Below are 18,150 nucleotides of genomic sequence, written 5' to 3' on the forward strand. Positions count from 1 at the left end.
GGTCAGCCCCCGGACGTGTCCAGCTCCGCGTCCTCGGACACACCCGCACAGTCGTACGGGTCGTTGAGCCAGCCGTCCGGGAGCACGACCCGCCCGTTCCCCGAGGTCCGCCCGCGAGGGCCGTCCGCCCCTGCGGGCCACTCCTGGTCCAGGTCCAACTCGTCGAGCCCGGAACGGAGTTCGTCCAGGGACGAGGTGATCGCCAGACGCTTGCGCATCTCCGAGCCGACCGAGAAGCCCTTCAGGTACCAGGCCACGTGCTTGCGGAAGTCGATGACGCCGCGCGCCTCGTCGCCGATCCACTCGCCGAGCAGCGTCGCGTGCCGCACCATCGCGTCGGCGACGACCCGCAGCGTCGGACGGACCCGCTCCTCGCGGCCCTCGAACGCGGCGACCAGGTCGGCGAAGAGCCACGGGCGGCCCAGGCAGCCGCGGCCCACGACCACACCGTCGCACCCGGTCTCGCGGACCATGCGCAGCGCGTCGTCGGCGGACCAGATGTCCCCGTTGCCCAGCACCGGGATCTCGGGGACGTGCTCCTTGAGGCGGGCGATGGCGGACCAGTCGGCGGTGCCGCCGTAGTGCTGCGCGGCCGTGCGGCCGTGCAGGGCGATCGCCGTGACGCCCTCCTCGACGGCGATCCGCCCGGCGTCCAGGTACGTGATGTGGTCGTCGTCGATGCCCTTGCGCATCTTCATCGTCACCGGGAGGTCGCCGGCGCCGGAGACGGCCTCCTTCAGGATCGCGCGCAGCAGGTTCCGCTTGTACGGCAGGGCCGAGCCGCCGCCCTTGCGGGTCACCTTCGGGACCGGGCAGCCGAAGTTCAGGTCGATGTGGTCGGCGAGGTCCTCCTCCGCGATCATGCGGACGGCCTTGCCGACGGTGACCGGGTCGACGCCGTACAGCTGGATCGAGCGCGGCTTCTCGGTCGCGTCGAAGTGGATCAGCTGCATGGTCTTCTCGTTGCGCTCGACCAGCGCCCGGGTCGTGATCATCTCGCTGACGAAGAGACCCTTGCCGCCGCTGAACTCCCTGCACAGAGTGCGGAACGGCGCGTTCGTGATCCCTGCCATGGGGGCGAGGACGACGGGCGGGGTGACGGCGTGCGGCCCGACCTTCAGGCCGGCTGCGGAGGCGGTGGCGAGCGTGGACATGGCTCCATTGTCCCGTACGCCGAACGGGGGTCCCGCACGGATTACTCTGCGTTCATGACCGCCGACGAGCCCGAGAAGTCCGAGCTGACCCTGGACACCCGTAGCCTGCGCGCCCTGGCCCATCCCCTGCGCATCCGGATCATGGACTCGCTGCGCGCCGAGGGGGCCGCCACCTCGGCCATGCTCGCGGGCCGGTTCGGCGAGAACACGGGCACGGTCAGCTGGCATCTGCGCCACCTCGCCGAGAACGGGTTCATCGAGGAGGACGAGGGCCGCGGGACCAAGCGCGAGCGCTGGTGGAAGGCGGTGCACAAGACGCAGGTGCTGCCGACGTCACAGCTCCGCAAGGACCCGGCGGCCCATGCCTCGCTCGACGTCTACCTCGGGCACATGGTGCAGGACATGACGCGGAAGGTGACCGCCTTCCTCGCCGAGGAGTGGGGCGAGGAGTGGGAGGGCGCCTCCCTGCTCAGCGACTGGAACGATCTGCGGCTGACCCCGGACCGGCTCCGCGACCTCCAGCGCGACCTGCTGGAACTGGTCGGGCGGTACGCCGACGAGAACCCCGCGGACGGCGCGCACGAGCCCGGTTCGCTGCCGGTGTCCGTCATGGTCCAGGCGTTCCCGCGGAAGGAGCCCAAGGACGACTAGGGCGTGTGCCGAAAGGCCCGCCCGCCCCCTCGCGATCCGTCCCGGACCTCCCCCACAACTTGCAGAGAGTTCTCTGCAGATATCTCTATGCAGAGAACTCTCTGCAAGCTACGCTCCTGGCATGCCCGCCACCGAGCGTCATCTCCTGCTGCGCCACCGTGACTTCCGCCGTCTGTGGCTCTCCTCGACCACCGGCCGCACCGGCGCGTCCGTCTCCGCCGTGGCCCTCCCGCTCACCGCGCTCACCCTGCTCGACGCCTCCGCCCTCCAGGTCTCCGTGCTCACCGCCGCCGCCTGGCTGCCCTGGCTGCTGATCGGCCTGGTCGCCGGGGCCTGGGTGGACCGGATGGCGCGCCGCCCGGTGATGCTCGTCTGCGGCGCGGTCTCCTTCCTGTCCGTGCTGTCCATCCCCGTCGCCGCCTGGCTCGGCGTGCTCTCGTACGGGCAACTGCTCGGCACGTCGCTGCTGACCGGCACCGCGGCCGTCTTCTTCCAGACGGCGTACGGGGTGCTGCTGCCCCGCCTGGTCGAGGGCCCCGACCGGGCCCGGGCCAACTCCGCGCTGCACGCGAGCGAGGAGGCCGGGAAGCTCGCCGGGTACAGCGGCGGCGGCGCGCTCGTTGCGCTGCTCGGGCCCGCGGGGGCGATGCTGGTCGAGGCCTGGACGTTCGCCGTGTCCTTCCTCGCCGTGCTCGGCCTGCGCCACCGCGAGCGGCCCGAGCCGGTGGCTCCGCAGGACCGCCGTCTGGTGCGCGAGATCCGCGAGGGGCTCGCCTTCACCTTCCGCGACGGGTTCATCCGCGCGTTCGTGCTCACCGGCGCCGCCGCCAATCTGGGGCTGATGGCCTTCCAGTCGATCCAGGTCGTCTTCCTGACCCGGGAGGCCGGGATCGACTCGGCGCTGCTCGGTGTGCTGCTCGGACTCGGCGGCCTCGGCGGCATCGCCGGCGCCTTCACGGCCCGCCGCCTCGGGGCCCGGCTCGGCACCGCCCGCGCCGTCTACCTGCTCACCCTCGGCACCCCGTGCCTGGCGCTGCTCATCCCGCTGGCGTCCGGCAGTCCGCTCGGCACCGGCCTGTACGTGCTCGGCTACACCAGTGTCGTGTTCTCGGTGGTCGCCGAGAACACGATCACGGCCACCTTCAAGCAGGACTACGTGCCGCCCGCGCTCTACGGCCGGGTCTCCACCGCCTCCGCCTTCGTCAACTACGGCACCATCCCGCTCGGCGCGCTGCTCGGCGGCGCCCTCGGCGAGTGGCTCGGGCTGCGCCCCGCCATGTGGATCACCGTGGCGCTCGTGCCGGCCTCGGCCCTGTTCCTGCTGATGTCCCCGATGCGGCGGCTGCGCGACCTGCCGACCGCGCCCGCCGTCCCGGCCGCGGCTCAGCCGTTGAGCACCGCCAGCTTCGAGAGCCGCTCCTCGGTCTCGTCGTCCGCCGGGAGGTAGGCGACCACGCGGTGGGCGTCGCCGTCCGGGGCCAGCCACATGTGGCGGTGCTCCAGGCGCAGCAGTCCGACGGACGGGTCCGGGTGCTGGTAGCGCTTGACGTGGGAGACCATCGGGGCCACGTCGCGGCGCTCCCACAGCGCGCGGAACTCCTCCGACGCCGCGAGCAGTTCGTCGACCGGGGCCTTCCACGCGGGTTCGGCGACGTGCTCCGCCATCGCCTTGCGGTACTTGGCGATCAGCTCGGGCAGCATCACGTCCCGGTCGAGCAGCCGCACCCGCCAGCGGTCGCTCATGAACATCAGCCACAGGGCGTTGCGGTGCTCCGGGGCCTCCTCCGCGGGGTCGCTGAAGACATCGGCGTAGGCCCGGTTGTGGGCGAGGATGTCGTAGCGGGGGTTCTTGAGCGCGGCCGGGTAGGGCTCCAGGCGTTCGAGCAGGCGCAGGATCGTCGGGGTGACGGCCGGGGAGACGGTCTCGGCCCGCGGGTCGGTGGCACCGGCCAGCGCGAAGGCGTGGGCGCGCTCGGCGGGGTCGAGGCGCAGGGCCCGGGCGACGGCGTCGAGGACGGAGGCCGAGACGTTGATGGCGCGGCCCTGCTCCAGCCACGTGTACCAGGTGACGCCGACCGCGGAGAGGTGCGCGACCTCCTCGCGGCGCAGGCCCGGCGTGCGGCGCCGGGTCGTGCCGGGCAGGCCGACCTCTTCAGGGGTGATGCGCTCGCGGCGGCTGCGCAGGAAGGCGGCCAGTTCACCGCGTCGCACCTCTGCCGCCGTGGGAGTCGTCGTCATGCCACCAGGGTGCACCCGGCCCCATCCCGTTGCCAGGTACTGCCCGTAACAGGATGAAGAGGCTCTGGTACCAGGCTGAGGGTTCGACGATCGTCGTAGGCATGGCCCCTCCCTCACATCCCTCACGTACTCGCCCGGCCGGTCCGGGAGCTACCGTCGAATACATGCCCGATACACCATCCTCCCTGACCCACAAGCGGCGCATGCTGATCCTCGCGATCTGCTGCATGAGCCTGCTGATCGTCAGCCTCGACAACACGATCCTGAACGTCGCCCTGCCCTCCATGGCGAAGGACTTCGACGCCACGCTCTCGGGCATGCAGTGGACGATCGACGCCTACACCCTGGTGCTGGCCTCGCTGCTGATGCTGGCCGGTTCGACCGCCGACCGAATAGGGCGCCGTAAGGTCTTCCAGATCGGGCTCGTCGTCTTCACGGCCGCGTCCGTGGCCTGCTCGCTCGCCCCGACCCTGGAGGCCCTGGTCGCCTTCCGGATGCTCCAGGCGATCGGCGGCTCGATGCTCAACCCGGTCGCGATGTCGATCATCACCAACACCTTCACCGACCCGCGCGAGCGGGCCCGCGCCATCGGCGTGTGGGGCGGCGTCGTCGGCATCTCGATGGCCGCGGGACCGATCGTCGGCGGTCTGCTCGTCGACTCGGTCGGCTGGCGCTCGATCTTCTGGGTCAACCTGCCGGTCGGCCTCGCGGCGCTGCTGCTCACCATGCGGTACGTGCCCGAGTCCCGCGCCCCCAAGGCCCGCCGCCCCGACCCGGTCGGCCAGCTCCTCGTCATCGCGCTGCTCGGCTCGCTCACGTACGCGATCATCGAGGCGCCCTCGGCGGGCTGGACCTCGACGCGGATCGTGGCCTGCACGGCGGTCGCGGCCGCCGCCCTGGTCGGCATCCTGCTGTACGAGCCGCGCCGCACGGAGCCGCTGATCGATCTGCGGTTCTTCCGCTCGGCTCCGTTCAGCGGCGCCGCCGTGATCGCGGTCTGCGGGTTCGCCGCACTCGGCGGCTTCCTCTTCCTGTCGACCCTGTACTTGCAGGACGTACGGGGTCTGGACGCGCTGCACGCCGGGCTGTGGATGCTGCCGATGGCGGCGATGGCGCTGGTGTGCGCCCCGCTGTCGGGCCGTCTGGTCGGCAGTCGCGGACCGCGACTGCCGCTGCTGGTCGCGGGTGCCACGATGACGGCGAGCGGCGTGATGTTCGCGGCGTTCGACGCGGAGACGGCCGACTGGTCGCTGGTGATCGCCTACGTGCTGTTCGGCATCGGTTTCGGTTTCGTGAACGCGCCGATCACCAACACCGCCGTCTCCGGGATGCCGCGCGCCCAGGCCGGGGTCGCGGCGGCCGTCGCCTCCACCAGCCGGCAGATCGGCCAGACGCTCGGCGTCGCGGTGATCGGCGCGGTGCTCGCCTCGGGCATCGCCGCGTCCTCGTACGCGGAGTCGTTCGTCGCGGCGAGCCGGGCCTGCTGGTGGATCATCGTCGGCTGCGGTCTGGCTGTGCTGGTGCTCGGTGCGGTGACGAGCGGTGCCTGGGCCCGGGGGACGGCGCGGCGGACCGCGGAGCGCCTGGAGACACCTCAGGACGCGGCCGTCGCGGAGGCGTCCACGGGGGCGTGAGCCCCGACAGGGGCGCGGGGCGGCAACGATCTGCAGCTGTGGCCGTGCCCCGCAGGGGCGCGGGGCGGCAACGATCTGCAGCTGTGGCCGTGCCCCGCAGGGGCGCGGGGCGGCAACGATCTGCAGCTGTGGCCGTGCCCCGCAGGGGCGCGGGGAACTGCGCGACCAGCCCCCACGGGCGCGCACCCGGCGATGACGCGCCCGGGACCGAGCTGGACGCCGCTCGGAGCGCTCACCCCGCGCCGGGGTGCCGCCTTGCCCACCCTGCCGCCCCAGGCGGCAGACTGCCCAAGGCGGCGCGGCAGCCGGCCGGGGCGGGAAAGCCCCAGGCGGCAGATTGCCCAAGGCGGCGCGGCAGCCGGCCGGGGCGGGTCAGGAAGCGGCGGCGCGTGCGTGGAGGGCTTCCAGGCGGGTGCGGGTGTCGTCGTCCGCCGGGGTGTACGTGACCAGGCGCGCGGCACCGTCCCGGCCGATCCACAGGTCGGTGTGGACGACGGTGAGCGGGCCGACCTGCGCGTTGTGGAAGTACTTGGTGCGACTGTCGACGGAGCGCCCGACCTCGTAGCGCTCCCACAGCTCACGGAACTCCGCGGACTCGTCGAGCAGCCGCTTGAGAAGCACCTTGAAACCGGCGCCGCCGATGTTGTCGGCCATCACGGCACGGAACTTGGCGGTCATCGTGCGCAGCACCTCGTCGAGATGGACGATCGAGGAGCGCCACTGCTCGTTGGTGAACGCGAGCAGCAGCAGATTGCGGTCCTCGACCGGCACCTCGTCCAGGTCGCACAGCAGCTCCGCGTAGGTGCGGTTGTAGGCGAGGATGTCGTACTTGCTGTTCTGCACGGCCGCCGGGAACGGCTCCAACTGGCGCAGCATGACCTGGAGTTCGGGTGTGACGCGGGCGCACCGCGCCACCGGGCTCGGGTCGATCACACCGGCGAGGCCGAAGAGATGGGTGCGCTCCCCCGCGTCCAGGCGCAGGGTGCGCGCGAGCGCGTCGAGGACCTGGGCGGAGACCTGGATGTCGCGGGCCTGCTCCAGCCACGTGTACCAGGTGACGCCGACCGCGGAGAGGTGCGCGACCTCCTCGCGGCGCAGGCCGGGGGTGCGGCGGCGCGGACCGCGCGGCAGGCCGACGTCCTCGGGCGTGATGCGCTCGCGGCGCGACCGCAGGAACCCGGCGAGCTCATGGCGCCGGATCTCGGCGGGCCGCACGTCGTGGCCCGCGGCCCGGATACCGTGCGCGTCCTGCGTCATCGTCGTCATGTCTCCAGGGTGAGGCCGCCACGATCCTGTTTCCAGGTGGTTCTTCTACCAGGATAAGGACTCTCTGGTACCACTCTCCGGCATGCCGGAGGCTCGATGCCATGACCACCACCACACCGTCCCGGCCGGTCGTGACCACGGCGGCGCCGGGCCCCGCGCTGTCGGGTGCCGGACTGCTGACCGTGCTGCTCGGCGCGGCGCTCCCGCTCATCGACTTCTTCATCGTCAACGTCGCCCTGCCCACCATCGACCACGATCTGCACGCAAGCGAGCCGGTGCTCGAACTGGTCGTCGCCGGGTACGGCATCGCGTACGCCGTGCTCCTGGTGCTCGGCGGCCGGATCGGCGACGCGATCGGCCGCCGCCGGCTGTTCATCGGCGGCATGGCCGCCTTCGGCCTGACCTCGCTGGCCTGCGGGCTCGCGCCGAGCGCCTGGACGCTGGTGGCGGCGCGGATCGCGCAGGGCGCGGCGTCGGCGGCGATGCTGCCGCAGGTGCTCGCCACGATCCAGGCGACGACGACCGGACAGCGCCGGGCGAAGGCGATGAGCCTGTACGGGGCCACGGCCGGGCTGTCGATGGTGGCCGGTCAGGTGCTCGGCGGCGTACTGGTCTCCGCCGACGTGCTCGGTACCGGCTGGCGCTCGGTGTTCCTGGTGAACGTCCCCGTCGCGGCCGTCGCCCTGGTCCTCGCCGTGCGCACGGTCCCCGAGACCCGCTCGGCGCGCCCCGAACCGCTCGACGGCCCCGGCACGGTGCTGCTCACCCTGGCCCTGCTCGCGCTGCTCGCCCCGCTCACCGAGGGCCAGGCGTCGGGCTGGCCGCTGTGGACCTGGCTCTCGCTGGCGGCGTTCCCGCTCCTCGCGTACCTCTTCTACGCGGTCGAGGCGCGGGCGGACCGGGCGGGCCGCACCCCGCTGATACCGCCGTCGCTGCTGCGTCTGACCTCGCTGCGCCGCGGCCTGGTGATGATCGTGCCGTTCTCCATCGGCTTCTCCGGGTTCATGTTCGTCATCGCCGTGGCCCTGCAACAGGGCGAGCGGGTCGACGCGACGACGGCGGGCCTGGCCCTGGCCCCGATGGCGGCCGCGTTCTTCGTGACCTCGCTGCTCGGTCCGCGCCTGGTGGCCCGCTGGGGCACCCGGGTCGTGACGGCCGGCGGCCTGCTGCAGGGGGTCGGCGTCGGCCTGATCGCCCTGGCGGCCTGGGCGACCTGGCCGGACCTGGGCATCGTGCAGCTGCTGCCGGGCGCGGTCGTGGCCGGTACCGGTCAGGCGCTCCAGCTCCCGGTGCTGTTCCGGATCATCCTCTCCGAGGTGCCGGGCCCGCGCGCCGGAGTCGGCAGCGGCGTGATGACGACGACGCAGCAGGCGTCCCTCGCCCTGGGCGTGGCCACGCTCGGCACTCTCTTCCTCTCCCTGACCCCGCACGTAGGGATGCGGGACGCGCTGGTCACGACGCTGCTGGTGCAGCTCGCGGCGATCGCGCTCACCGTGGGACTGAGCCTGCGGCTGCCGCGCACGATCGCCTGAGGCTCCGGGGCGGACCCGCGACTGACAGATAACAGGTGACGGATGACAGATGACAGATATTGAAATCTGTCATCTGTCATGTCATGGTGGAGGCATGAACCTCCCCACTCGAAATCTCGGCACCACAGGACCCCGAACCTCCGCCCTCGGCCTCGGCTGCATGGGCATGTCCGCGCTGTACGGAGACGCCGACAGGACCGAGTCCGTCGCGACGATCCACGCCGCCCTCGAAGCGGGCGTGACCCTCCTGGACACCGGCGACTTCTACGCCATGGGGCACAACGAGATGCTGATCGGCGAGGCCCTGCGCTCGGCACCGGCCGGGCTCAGGGAGAACGCGCTGACCAGCGTGAAGTTCGGCGCCCTGCGCGACCCGGACGGCGGCTGGTCCGGGTACGACGGCCGTCCGGCCGCCGTGAAGAACTTCGTGGCGTACTCGCTGCAGCGGCTCGGCGTCGACCACATCGACGTCTACCGGATCGCCCGCATCGACCCCGACGTGCCGATCGAGGAGACCGTCGGCGCCATCGCCGAGCTGATCGAGAAGGGCCACGTCCGGCACATCGGCCTCTCGGAGGCGGGCGCGGAGACGATCCGCCGCGCCGCCGCCACCGCCCCCATCTCCGACCTCCAGATCGAGTACTCGCTCATCTCGCGCGGCATCGAGGAGTCGATCCTGCCGACCACCCGCGAGCTGGGCATCGGCATCACCGCGTACGGAGTGCTCTCGCGCGGCCTGATCTCCGGGCACTTCACCCGCGACCGGCAGCTCGCCGCGAACGACTTCCGGGCCTTCTCGCCGCGCTTCCAGGGCGAGAACCTCCAGCACAACCTGGACCTCGTCGAGCGGCTCCGGAAGATCGCCGAGCAGAAGGGCGTGAGCGTCGCGCAGATCGCCATCGCCTGGGTGCTCGGCCGGGGCGAGGACATCGTGCCGCTGGTCGGCGCCCGCACCCGGGCCCGCCTGACCGAGGCGCTCGGCGCGCTCGACGTGACGCTGGACGACGCCGACCTGACCGCGATCGAGGAGGCCGTGCCCGCGGACGCCGCGGCGGGCGAGCGCTACCCGGCCGCGCAGATGGCACACCTCGACAGCGAGCGCTGATCAGCGCCGGGTACGGTCACTGACATGGCACCCCCACCGACCACCGAGGCCCTGACCCCCGAGCGCATCCTCGCCGCGACCGAGGACGTGCTGCGCCGGCACGGCGCCGCGAAGGCGACCGTCGTCGACGTGGCCCGCGCGCTCGGGGTCAGCCACGGCTCGGTGTACCGCCACTTCCGCACGAAGGCCGAGCTGCGCGGTGCGGTGACCAAGCGCTGGCTGGACCGGACCACGGCGCTGCTCGACGACGTCGTCGCCGGTGACGAGGCCCCGCCCGCCAAGCTCGGGCACTGGCTCACGGCCCTCTTCGAGGCCAAGCGGCACAAGGCGGGCGACGACCCGGAGCTGTTCGCCACGTACACGGTCCTGACGGCGGAGAACAGCGACGTGGTCGACGCGCACATCGCCGAGCTCGTCGGACATCTCACCGCCATCGTCCGACAGGGCGTGGACCAGGGCGCGTTCGAGGCCGCGGACGCCGCGGTGACGGCCCGTGCGATCTTCGAGGCCACGGCCCACTTCCACGACCCGGGCTACGCACCGCAGTGGTCACGGCCCGGCGCCCAGCAGGCGTTCGAGGCGGTCACGGCGCTGGTGCTGCGCGGCATCGAAGCACGCCAGGGCGCCGCTCCCGGCCCAACGGGCCGTGTCGCAACGGTGGTTGACAACTCCTGCCCGCGCCGCCAACCCTGACAGGAGCACGTCTGCGAACCGACCGCCGCCTCGGGAGGGACAGGGCATGACGCACCGGGCGAAGGCGGCGGCACCCGAGCGGTCCGCGGACCGCTACCCCACCCCCGCCGAAGTCGTCGCGTCGGCGCGGCAGTTGGCCGCCCGCTTCCCCGGCAGATGCCGGCTGCGCAGCATCGGGCTCTCGCGCGCGGGGCGGCCGATCCCGCTGCTCTCCGTGGGGCACGGGCCGCGGCACGTCCTCGTCGTCGCGGGCCCGCACCCGGACGAGCCGGTCGGCGGGGCGAGCGCACTGGCCCTCGCCCGGCGGGTGGCGTCCGGCGGGCACGGCTCACCCGCGACCGATCCGGCGCGGGTCACCTGGGACATCGTGCTCTGCCTCGACCCGGACGGCGCCGCGCTGAGCGGGCCCGCGCCCGACGCCACCCCGGCCGGTTACTACCGCACCGCGTTCCGCCCGGACGCCGCGCACCAGCCGGAGTGGGCGCCGATCGCCGGCGGGCCGCTGCCGGAGACCCGCGCCCTGCTCCGGCTGATCGACGAGGTGCGGCCGGTGCTCCAGTGCTCGCTGCACAGCACCGACGCGGGCGGCAGCTGGGTGCAGCTGACCCGTGAACTGCCGGGCCTGGCAGCCGAGTTCGCGGACAGTGCCGCGCGCCGCGGGATCCCCGTGCAGCACGGCACGTACGACGCGCCGCACTGGGACAACCCGGCCCCCGGGATCTTCGTGCTGCCCGCGCGTGACGCCGAGGGCCGCCTGCCGCGGGGCACGGACGACATCGGGCCGACGACCTGGTGCGCCCCGCAGGCGTACGGCGGGCTCACGGCGATCGTCGAAGTCCCCATCTGGGCCGCCGAGTCGGCGGCCGACCCGACTCCGCGCGCCGACACCGGGGAGGTGCTGCGCGCGCTGTCCCGGCTGGTGCGGGACGGGGGCGCGCGGGTGACCTCGGTGCTCGACAGGGCCGCCACGTTCCTGCCGTCCGGCGAGGACAGCGCGCCGCGCCGGGTCCTGGACTGGATGGCCGACGACCTCTTCGAGCGGGTCGCCGCTTCCTGGGAGCCGCCGGCGTGCGGGGGCGCCCCGCTGTCGACGGCGCAGCTCACCGCCCTGGAGATCGCGGGCCGCCGGCAGCCGCTGCGGGCGGCCGGGCTGCTGTTGCGGCTCCTCGACGCGTCACCGGATCCGGCCGCACCGGCGCTCCGCGCGGAGCTGGAGCATCTCTTCGGCACGTGGTGCGCGGAGTTCGAGAAGGTGCTGCTGCTGCGCCGGGTGCCGGTCGGCCGGCAGGTCGCCCATCAGGCCGGCACGGTGGTGGCGGCCGCCGCGTGCGCGCTCGGGGCGGGCCGTCAGGACCTGTCGCCGCCGGACGCCGGGTCCACCGTCGCCTGATGCTCCCGCTCCAGGTGCTCCTCCGCCTTGAGCCACGGCAGGAACCGGGCCGTTCTTCGCCAGCCGCACGTCTCACACGTCAACTGCCGCTGCACGCCCGCCTTTTCGACCCGCACGATGTGACTCCGCCCGTGCTGGTCCCAGCGGCTGACCCTGCTGTTCGTGATGTGAGGCACAGCCGCAGTGTGCAGCAAAAGGCCCCGGCCCACCGCCGAAACGGTGGGCCGGGGCCTCATGCACGTACGGGCGTCAGCAGCCGACCAGGCGCGCGGCCAGGTAGCCCTCGATCTGGTCGAGGGAGACGCGCTCCTGCTTCATGGTGTCGCGCTCGCGCACCGTCACCGCGTTGTCGTCCAGGGTGTCGAAGTCGACGGTGACGCAGAACGGCGTACCGATCTCGTCCTGGCGGCGGTAGCGGCGGCCGATGGCGCCGGCGTCGTCGAAGTCGATGTTCCAGTTCTGGCGCAGCGCGGCGGCCAGACCCTTCGCCTTCGGGGACAGCTCCGGGTTGCGGGACAGCGGCAGGACCGCGACCTTCACCGGGGCGATGCGGTGGTCGAAGCGCATGACCGTGCGCTTCTCCATCTTGCCCTTGGCGTTCGGGGCCTCGTCCTCGAAGTACGAGTCGAGCATGAACGCCAGCATCGTGCGGCCGACACCGGCCGCGGGCTCGATGACGTACGGCGTGTAGCGCTCGCCCTTCTCCTGGTCGAAGTAGGAGAGGTCCTGGCCGGAAGCCTTGGAGTGGGCGGACAGGTCGTAGTCCGTGCGGTTGGCGACGCCCTCCAGCTCGCCCCACTCGCTGCCGCCGAAGCGGAAGCGGTACTCGATGTCAGCGGTGCGCTTCGAGTAGTGGGAGAGCTTCTCCTTCGGGTGCTCGAACCACCGCATGTTCTCCTCGCGCAGGCCGAGACCGGTGTACCAGTTCCAGCGCTGCTCCATCCAGTACTCCTGCCACTTCTCGTCCTCGCCCGGCTTGACGAAGAACTCCATCTCCATCTGCTCGAACTCGCGGGTGCGGAAGATGAAGTTGCCGGGCGTGATCTCGTTGCGGAACGACTTGCCCATCTGGGCGATGCCGAACGGCGGCTTGCGGCGCGAAGTCGTCTGCACCTGCGAGAAGTTGGTGAAGATGCCCTGGGCGGTCTCGGGGCGCAGGTACGCGACGGAGCCGCTGTCCTGCGTCGGGCCGAGGTGCGTGGAGAGCAGACCCGAGAACTGCTTGGGCTCGGTGAAGGCGCCCTTGGTGCCGCAGTTCGGGCAGTTGATGTCCGCCAGGCCGTTCTCGGGAGCGCGGCCCTTCTTCTCCTCGTACGCCTCTTCCAGGTGGTCCGCGCGGAACCGCTTGTGACAGGAGGTGCACTCGGTGAGCGGGTCGGTGAACGTGGCGACGTGACCGGAGGCCTGCCAGACGTCGGTCGCCAGGATCACGGACGAGTCGAGACCCACGACGTCCTCGCGCGAGGTGACCATGTAGCGCCACCACTGACGCTTGATGTTCTCCTTCAGCTCCACGCCCAGCGGACCGTAGTCCCAGGCGGCCTTCTGACCGCCGTAGATCTCGCTGCAGGGGTAGACGAAGCCACGGCGCTTGCTGAGGCTGACGATGGTGTCGATCTTGTCGGCGGCCACGGTGCTCTCTTCATTACGACGACGGTGAGCGCGCTGGATACGCGCTCCGGGAGCGAATGCTTCAGGTTACCGGCGGGGCCACCCCCCGAACCAAATCGGTTCTCGGCACAGAGCGGGACGAAGGGCTTGTTGACAATCGTTTCCAGTTTTGTTGAAAATGACTGTCATGAACGAAAGCCGCGCCCCCCGCGCCCTCCGTCCCCGGCGCCTCATACCCGTCGCCGCCGTCACCGCGCTCGGTCTCGGCGCCCTGACCGCGTGCGGCAGCTCCGCCGCGGACGCCAAGGGGAGCGACGGCAAGCTGGACGTCGTCGCGTCGTTCTATCCGATGCAGTACCTCGCCGAGCAGATCGGCGGCGACCACGTCAGCGTCACGAACCTGACGCAGCCCGGCCAGGAGCCGCACGACCTGGAAGTCAGCGCCAAGCAGCGCGCCCAGCTCGAAGAGGCCGACGTCGCCCTCTACCTGAAGAACCTCCAGCCCTCCGTCGACGAGGCGATCGGCCAGTCCGGCATCGGCACGAAGATCGACGCGGCGTCCCTGACCTCCCTGGAGAAGCACGGCACCGAGGTCGGCGGGCACGCCGAGGAGCACGACGACCACGACCACGGCGACGAGGCGTCCGCCGACCCGCACATCTGGCTCGACCCGGTGAAGTACGCCGAGGTCGCCGAGGGCGTCGGCAAGGCCCTGGAGAAGGCGGACCCGGACCACGCGGCGGACTACAAGAAGAACACCGCGGCCCTGGTCGGGGAGCTGAACCAGCTCGACAAGAAGTACGCGGAGGGCCTGAAGAACTCCACCTCGAAGGTCTTCATCACCACCCACGCCGCCTTCGGCTACCTCGCCGAGCGCTACGGCCTCACCGAGGAGGCCATCAGCGGCCTCGACCCGGAGAGCGAGCCCAGCGCCGCGCGCGTCAAGGACCTCCAGAAGATGGCGAAGGCCGACGGTGTGACGACCGTCTTCTACGAGACCCTCGTCAGCGACAAGACGGCCAAGACCCTCGCGAACGACGCGGGCCTGAAGACGGCCGTGCTCGACCCGCTGGAGGGCATCACCGACCAGTCCAAGGGTGACGACTACATGCAGGTCATGGAGTCGAACCTGACGGCACTCCAGAAGGCGCTCGGCGCCAAGTGACGAAGGGGGACGGCGCCATGGGCGAACCGGTCATCACTCTGCGCGGGGTCACCGCCGAACTGGGCTCGCGGCCCGTGCTGCGCGGCATCGACGTGACCGTGCACCGCGGCGAGGTCGTCGCCCTGCTCGGCGCGAACGGCTCCGGCAAGTCGACCGCGATCCGCACCATCGTCGGGCAGGTGCCGGTGAGCGGCGGCGAGATCGAGCTGTTCGGCACGCCCAGGCGCCGGTTCCGGCAGTGGTCGCGGGTGGGGTACGTGCCGCAACGCACGACCGCCGCGGGCGGCGTGCCCGCGACGGTGGCCGAGGTCGTCTCCTCCGGGCGGCTGTCCCGGGCCCGCTTCGGGATCCTGCGCAAGGCCGACCGGGCCGCGGTGACCCGCGCCCTGGAACTGGTCGGGATGGCCGACCGGGCCAAGGACTCGGTCGACGCGCTCTCCGGGGGCCAGCACCAGCGGGTGCTGATCGCCCGCGCACTGGCCGCCGAACCCGAACTGCTGATCATGGACGAGCCGATGGCGGGCGTGGACCTGGCGAGCCAGGAAGTGCTGGCCGCGACCCTGCGCGAGCAGGTCGCCGCGGGCACCACCGTCCTCCTCGTGCTGCACGAACTCGGCCCGCTGGAACCGCTGATCGACCGGGCGGTCGTCCTGCGCGACGGCTGCGTGCTGCACGACGGCCCGCCCCCGGAGGCGGTCGGCCAGCACGCGCTGCCCGGCCACGACCACGTACACCCGCATGCGGCCGACGCCACCCCGCTCCGCACGGGCCTGCTGAGCTGAGGAACTGGAATCGATCATGGAAATCCTGAGCTACGACTTCATGCGGCGGGCGCTGCTCGCGGCCGTCCTCGTCGGCATCACCGCGCCCGCGATCGGCATCTACCTGGTGCAGCGCCGGCAGGCCCTGCTCGGCGACGGCATCGGCCACGTGGCGATGACGGGCGTGGGCCTCGGCTTCCTCACGAACTCCTCGCCGATCTGGATGGCGACGGTCGTCTCCGTGCTCGGCGCGGTCGCGATGGAGCTGATCCGCTGGTTCAGCAGGACGCGGGGCGACATCGCGCTCGCCATGCTCTTCTACGGCGGTATGGCCGGCGGCGTCATGCTGACCAGCCTCGCCGACGGCTCGACGGGCAATCTGCACTCGTATCTGTTCGGTTCGCTGGCCACGGTGGCGCCGGAGGACGTGTGGGCCATCAGCCTGCTCGCGGCCTTCGTCGTGCTGGTGACGGTGGGCCTGCGCCGGCAGCTGTTCGCGGTCAGCCAGGACGAGGAGTTCGCCCGGGTCACGGGCCTGCCGGTGCGGATGCTCAATCTGCTGGTCGCGGTGACCGCGGCGCTGACGGTCTCCGTCGCCATGCGCGTCGTGGGCCTGCTCCTGGTCTCCGCGCTGATGGTGGTGCCGGTGGCGGCGGCGCAGCAGCTGACCCGCAGCTTCAAGGCGACGTTCGTGATCGCGGTCGCGATCGGCGTGGCCGTGACGCTCGGCGGGACCGTGACGTCGTACTACCAGGACGTGCCGCCCGGCGCGACGATCGTGCTGTTCACCATCGCCGCGTTCATCGCGCTGACGCTGGCCGCGACCCCGCTGGCCCGGCGCCGGGCCAGGGCAGCGGCGGCGGGGTCCGGTGATCCCGCGGAATGCACGATCCCGGGACAGCAGGCGTCGACCGCCCCGGTTCAGGGATGACCCCGTCATGACGTCGCCTGGCACAATGGCGGCGGTACGAAGGTGGCAGGCAGGTGAGGAGGAACCCGTGGCAGCCCCGGTTCGAGGCAGGTCGACCCGCCAGCGCGCGGCCGTGGCGGCGGCGCTCGACGCGGTGGACGAGTTCCGCAGCGCCCAGGAACTGCACGACGTGCTCAAGCACAAGGGCGACTCCGTCGGCCTGACCACGGTCTACCGCACCCTCCAGTCCCTCGCCGACGCGGGCGAGGTCGACGTCCTGCGCACGTCGGAGGGCGAGGCGGTGTACCGCCGCTGCTCGACCGGCGACCACCACCATCACCTGGTCTGCCGCGTCTGCGGCAAGGCCGTCGAGGTCGAGGGCCCGGCGGTGGAGAAGTGGGCCGAGGCGATCGCCACCGAGCACGGCTACGTGAACGTGGCCCACACGGTGGAGATCTTCGGCACCTGCGCCGAGTGCGCGTCCGCCGGCCCGGGCGCCTGACGGGTCCCGTCGCCGGGTGCGGGCCGCGTACGCCCCGCACCCGCACCCGCACCCGCACCCGCACCCGCACCCGCGGTCACGCCTGCCGCAGGCGGCTGTCCATGAAGGCGCGCAGGGCGGCGGTGTCCTCGGCGGAGAGACGGTCCTTCGGCACGACCGTCGCGTGGGAGGCGTCCTCGTCGTCGAAGAGGACGAACAGGTCGTCCGTCTCGGTGTAGTCGGCCAGGCCCTCCCAGGTGATCCGCTCGGAGCCCAGATCGTGCTCGACGCGGACCCCGTCCCCGTCGACGACGACCTCGTGGCCGCCGCACCGCACCGCGCGCTCGTGCAGGGCGCGGGTCTCCCGGCGCGGGCGGACGACGAGGACGCCGACGGCCAGCCCGATCACGATCGCGGGCGAGAACGCGGCGGTGCCGGATCCGCCGGTGGCCGCCGACAGCGTCGCCGACACCGCGAGCAGCGCCAGCGCGAGCAGCACCCGGCGCGTGCGTCCCGAGGCCCGGCCGCGAGCGGCGACGATCTGCGCGCACTGCCGCTGCGTCGGCCGGTACGACAGTCGGAGACGGTAGGCGGTGTCCTGCTCGGACCTCATGGTGTGTGCTCCCTGACCTGTGAAAGTCCAGGGAGCGTAACCGTGGTTCCTGTCGGGGGCTGCGCCGGGGTTGCCCGATTACCTCCCCTTTACTTCCCGTTCTCCAGCTGGAGCAGCACCTCGTTGGGCGTGGCCCCGCCGAAGCGGCGGTCGCGGGAGGCGTACTCGACGCAGGCCCGCCACAGGTCGCGGCGGTCGAAGTCCGGCCACAGGACGTCCTGGAAGACCATCTCGGCGTAGGCGCTCTGCCACAGCAGGTAGTTGGAGGTGCGCTGCTCGCCGCTGGGGCGCAGGAACAGGTCGACGTCCGGCATGTCCGGGTAGTAGAGGTACTTCGCGAACGTCTTCTCGTTCACCTTCGACGGGTCGAGGCGGCCCGCCTTCACGTCCGCGGCGAGCGCCTGCGCGGCGTCGGCGATCTCGGCGCGGCCGCCGTAGTTCATGCAGAAGTAGAGCGTCAGCTTGTCGTTGCCCTTGGTCTGCTCCTGGCTGATCTCCAGCTCCTTGGCGACCGACTTCCACAGCTTGGGCATCCTGCCCACCCAGCGCACCCGCACGCCCAGCTCGTCGAGCTGGTCACGGGTCTTGCGGATGAAGTCCCGGTTGAAGTTCATCAGGAACTTCACCTCGTCCGGGGACCGCTTCCAGTTCTCGGTGGAGAAGGCGTACAGCGAGATCGCGCCGACGCCCATCTCGATCGCGCCCTGGAGCACGTCGAGAACGCGCTCGGCGCCGACCTTGTGGCCCTCGGTGCGGGGCAGCCCGCGCTCCTTGGCCCAGCGTCCGTTCCCGTCCATCACGATGGCGACGTGCTCGGGCACCAGCTCGCCGGGGATCTTCGGGGGCCGCGCGCCCGACGGGTGCGGTTCGGGTGCCACGTACTCGCGGCGTGACGACCGTCCGAGAATTCCGCGACGTGCCATGTTGGTGGGCCTCTCCCCTAGCT

General features: G+C 71.9%; 18 protein-coding genes. 11 read left to right on the top strand and 7 right to left on the bottom strand.

Going from position 1 to position 18,150, the window contains the following annotated elements; translation table 11 throughout:
- Positions 1–2 precede the first annotated feature (2 nt).
- Complete coding sequence (gene dusB / locus J3486_RS37450; protein ID WP_207828308.1) at positions 3–1,154, bottom strand: tRNA dihydrouridine synthase DusB; 1,152 nt, start codon at positions 1,152–1,154, stop codon at positions 3–5.
- A 54-nt stretch (positions 1,155–1,208) separates the two neighbouring features.
- Between dusB and J3486_RS37455 the strand changes: the two genes are divergently transcribed.
- Together J3486_RS37455 and J3486_RS37460 are read left to right on the top strand one after the other, a co-directional pair.
- Positions 1,209–1,805 carry a helix-turn-helix transcriptional regulator gene (locus J3486_RS37455; protein ID WP_207828310.1) on the top strand — a complete coding sequence of 199 codons (597 nt, stop codon included), beginning with the start codon at positions 1,209–1,211 and terminating at the stop codon, positions 1,803–1,805.
- Between the two features lie 121 nt (positions 1,806–1,926).
- Positions 1,927–3,252, top strand: a complete 1,326-nt coding sequence (locus tag J3486_RS37460; protein ID WP_207828311.1) for an MFS transporter — start codon at positions 1,927–1,929, stop codon at positions 3,250–3,252.
- Here J3486_RS37460 and J3486_RS37465 read toward each other — a convergent pair.
- Positions 3,189–4,043, bottom strand: a complete 855-nt coding sequence (locus tag J3486_RS37465; protein ID WP_207828312.1) for a helix-turn-helix transcriptional regulator — start codon at positions 4,041–4,043, stop codon at positions 3,189–3,191. The genes J3486_RS37460 and J3486_RS37465 overlap by 64 nt on opposite strands.
- Positions 4,044–4,207: 164 nt before the next feature.
- On the opposite strand from J3486_RS37465, the gene J3486_RS37470 reads away from it, so the two are divergent.
- The gene (locus J3486_RS37470; protein WP_207828313.1) at positions 4,208–5,677 is read left to right on the top strand and encodes an MFS transporter; all 1,470 of its coding nucleotides are present in this window, start codon (positions 4,208–4,210) and stop codon (positions 5,675–5,677) included.
- A gap of 372 nt (positions 5,678–6,049) precedes the next feature.
- On the opposite strand, the gene J3486_RS37475 is transcribed toward J3486_RS37470, so the two are convergent.
- Positions 6,050–6,943 (bottom strand): helix-turn-helix transcriptional regulator, encoded by an 894-nt coding sequence (locus tag J3486_RS37475; RefSeq protein WP_207828314.1) that lies wholly within the window; start codon positions 6,941–6,943, stop codon positions 6,050–6,052.
- A 101-nt stretch (positions 6,944–7,044) separates the two neighbouring features.
- Here J3486_RS37475 and J3486_RS37480 point away from each other — a divergent pair, with 101 nt between their 5' ends.
- From J3486_RS37480 to J3486_RS37495, 4 genes are all read left to right on the top strand, one after another.
- Positions 7,045–8,475 carry an MFS transporter gene (locus J3486_RS37480; protein WP_207828316.1) on the top strand — a complete coding sequence of 477 codons (1,431 nt, stop codon included), beginning with the start codon at positions 7,045–7,047 and terminating at the stop codon, positions 8,473–8,475.
- A 94-nt stretch (positions 8,476–8,569) separates the two neighbouring features.
- Positions 8,570–9,580: an aldo/keto reductase gene (locus tag J3486_RS37485; protein ID WP_207828318.1), complete on the top strand. Its 1,011-nt coding sequence runs from the start codon at positions 8,570–8,572 to the stop codon at positions 9,578–9,580.
- Between the two features lie 24 nt (positions 9,581–9,604).
- The gene (locus tag J3486_RS37490) at positions 9,605–10,273 is read left to right on the top strand and encodes a TetR family transcriptional regulator (RefSeq protein WP_207828320.1); all 669 of its coding nucleotides are present in this window, start codon (positions 9,605–9,607) and stop codon (positions 10,271–10,273) included.
- A gap of 46 nt (positions 10,274–10,319) precedes the next feature.
- Complete coding sequence (locus tag J3486_RS37495) at positions 10,320–11,663, top strand: M14 family zinc carboxypeptidase (RefSeq protein WP_207828322.1); 1,344 nt, start codon at positions 10,320–10,322, stop codon at positions 11,661–11,663.
- Here the strand turns inward: J3486_RS37495 and J3486_RS37500 are convergent.
- Together J3486_RS37500 and J3486_RS37505 are read right to left on the bottom strand one after the other, a co-directional pair.
- Positions 11,621–11,839 (bottom strand): hypothetical protein, encoded by a 219-nt coding sequence (locus J3486_RS37500; RefSeq protein WP_207828324.1) that lies wholly within the window; start codon positions 11,837–11,839, stop codon positions 11,621–11,623. The genes J3486_RS37495 and J3486_RS37500 overlap by 43 nt on opposite strands.
- A 73-nt stretch (positions 11,840–11,912) precedes the next feature.
- Positions 11,913–13,295: a glycine--tRNA ligase gene (locus J3486_RS37505; RefSeq protein WP_207828325.1), complete on the bottom strand. Its 1,383-nt coding sequence runs from the start codon at positions 13,293–13,295 to the stop codon at positions 11,913–11,915.
- A gap of 166 nt (positions 13,296–13,461) precedes the next feature.
- Here J3486_RS37505 and J3486_RS37510 point away from each other — a divergent pair, with 166 nt between their 5' ends.
- Genes J3486_RS37510 through J3486_RS37525 form a run of 4 tightly spaced genes read left to right on the top strand, consistent with a single transcriptional unit; the run spans position 13,462 to position 16,612 of the window.
- On the top strand, positions 13,462–14,439 hold the full coding sequence (locus tag J3486_RS37510) for a metal ABC transporter substrate-binding protein (protein ID WP_207828326.1): 978 nt from the start codon (positions 13,462–13,464) through the stop codon (positions 14,437–14,439).
- A gap of 17 nt (positions 14,440–14,456) precedes the next feature.
- A complete protein-coding gene (locus J3486_RS37515) occupies positions 14,457–15,221 on the top strand; it encodes a metal ABC transporter ATP-binding protein (RefSeq protein WP_207828410.1) in 765 nt (254 codons plus the stop codon).
- Between the two features lie 16 nt (positions 15,222–15,237).
- The gene (locus J3486_RS37520; protein WP_207828327.1) at positions 15,238–16,131 is read left to right on the top strand and encodes a metal ABC transporter permease; all 894 of its coding nucleotides are present in this window, start codon (positions 15,238–15,240) and stop codon (positions 16,129–16,131) included.
- 25 nt (positions 16,132–16,156) lie between these two features.
- The gene (locus J3486_RS37525; RefSeq protein ID WP_374194821.1) at positions 16,157–16,612 is read left to right on the top strand and encodes a Fur family transcriptional regulator; all 456 of its coding nucleotides are present in this window, start codon (positions 16,157–16,159) and stop codon (positions 16,610–16,612) included.
- Between the two features lie 76 nt (positions 16,613–16,688).
- Here J3486_RS37525 and J3486_RS37530 read toward each other — a convergent pair whose 3' ends face one another.
- Together J3486_RS37530 and J3486_RS37535 are read right to left on the bottom strand one after the other, a co-directional pair.
- Positions 16,689–17,204: a YcxB family protein gene (locus J3486_RS37530; protein ID WP_207828329.1), complete on the bottom strand. Its 516-nt coding sequence runs from the start codon at positions 17,202–17,204 to the stop codon at positions 16,689–16,691.
- A gap of 89 nt (positions 17,205–17,293) precedes the next feature.
- Positions 17,294–18,127: an isoprenyl transferase gene (locus J3486_RS37535; protein ID WP_207828330.1), complete on the bottom strand. Its 834-nt coding sequence runs from the start codon at positions 18,125–18,127 to the stop codon at positions 17,294–17,296.
- Between the last annotated feature and the right edge of the window lie 23 nt (positions 18,128–18,150).

The sequence above is a fragment of the Streptomyces sp. VRA16 Mangrove soil genome (assembly GCF_017377775.1).
GTDB lineage: Bacteria > Actinomycetota > Actinomycetes > Streptomycetales > Streptomycetaceae > Streptomyces.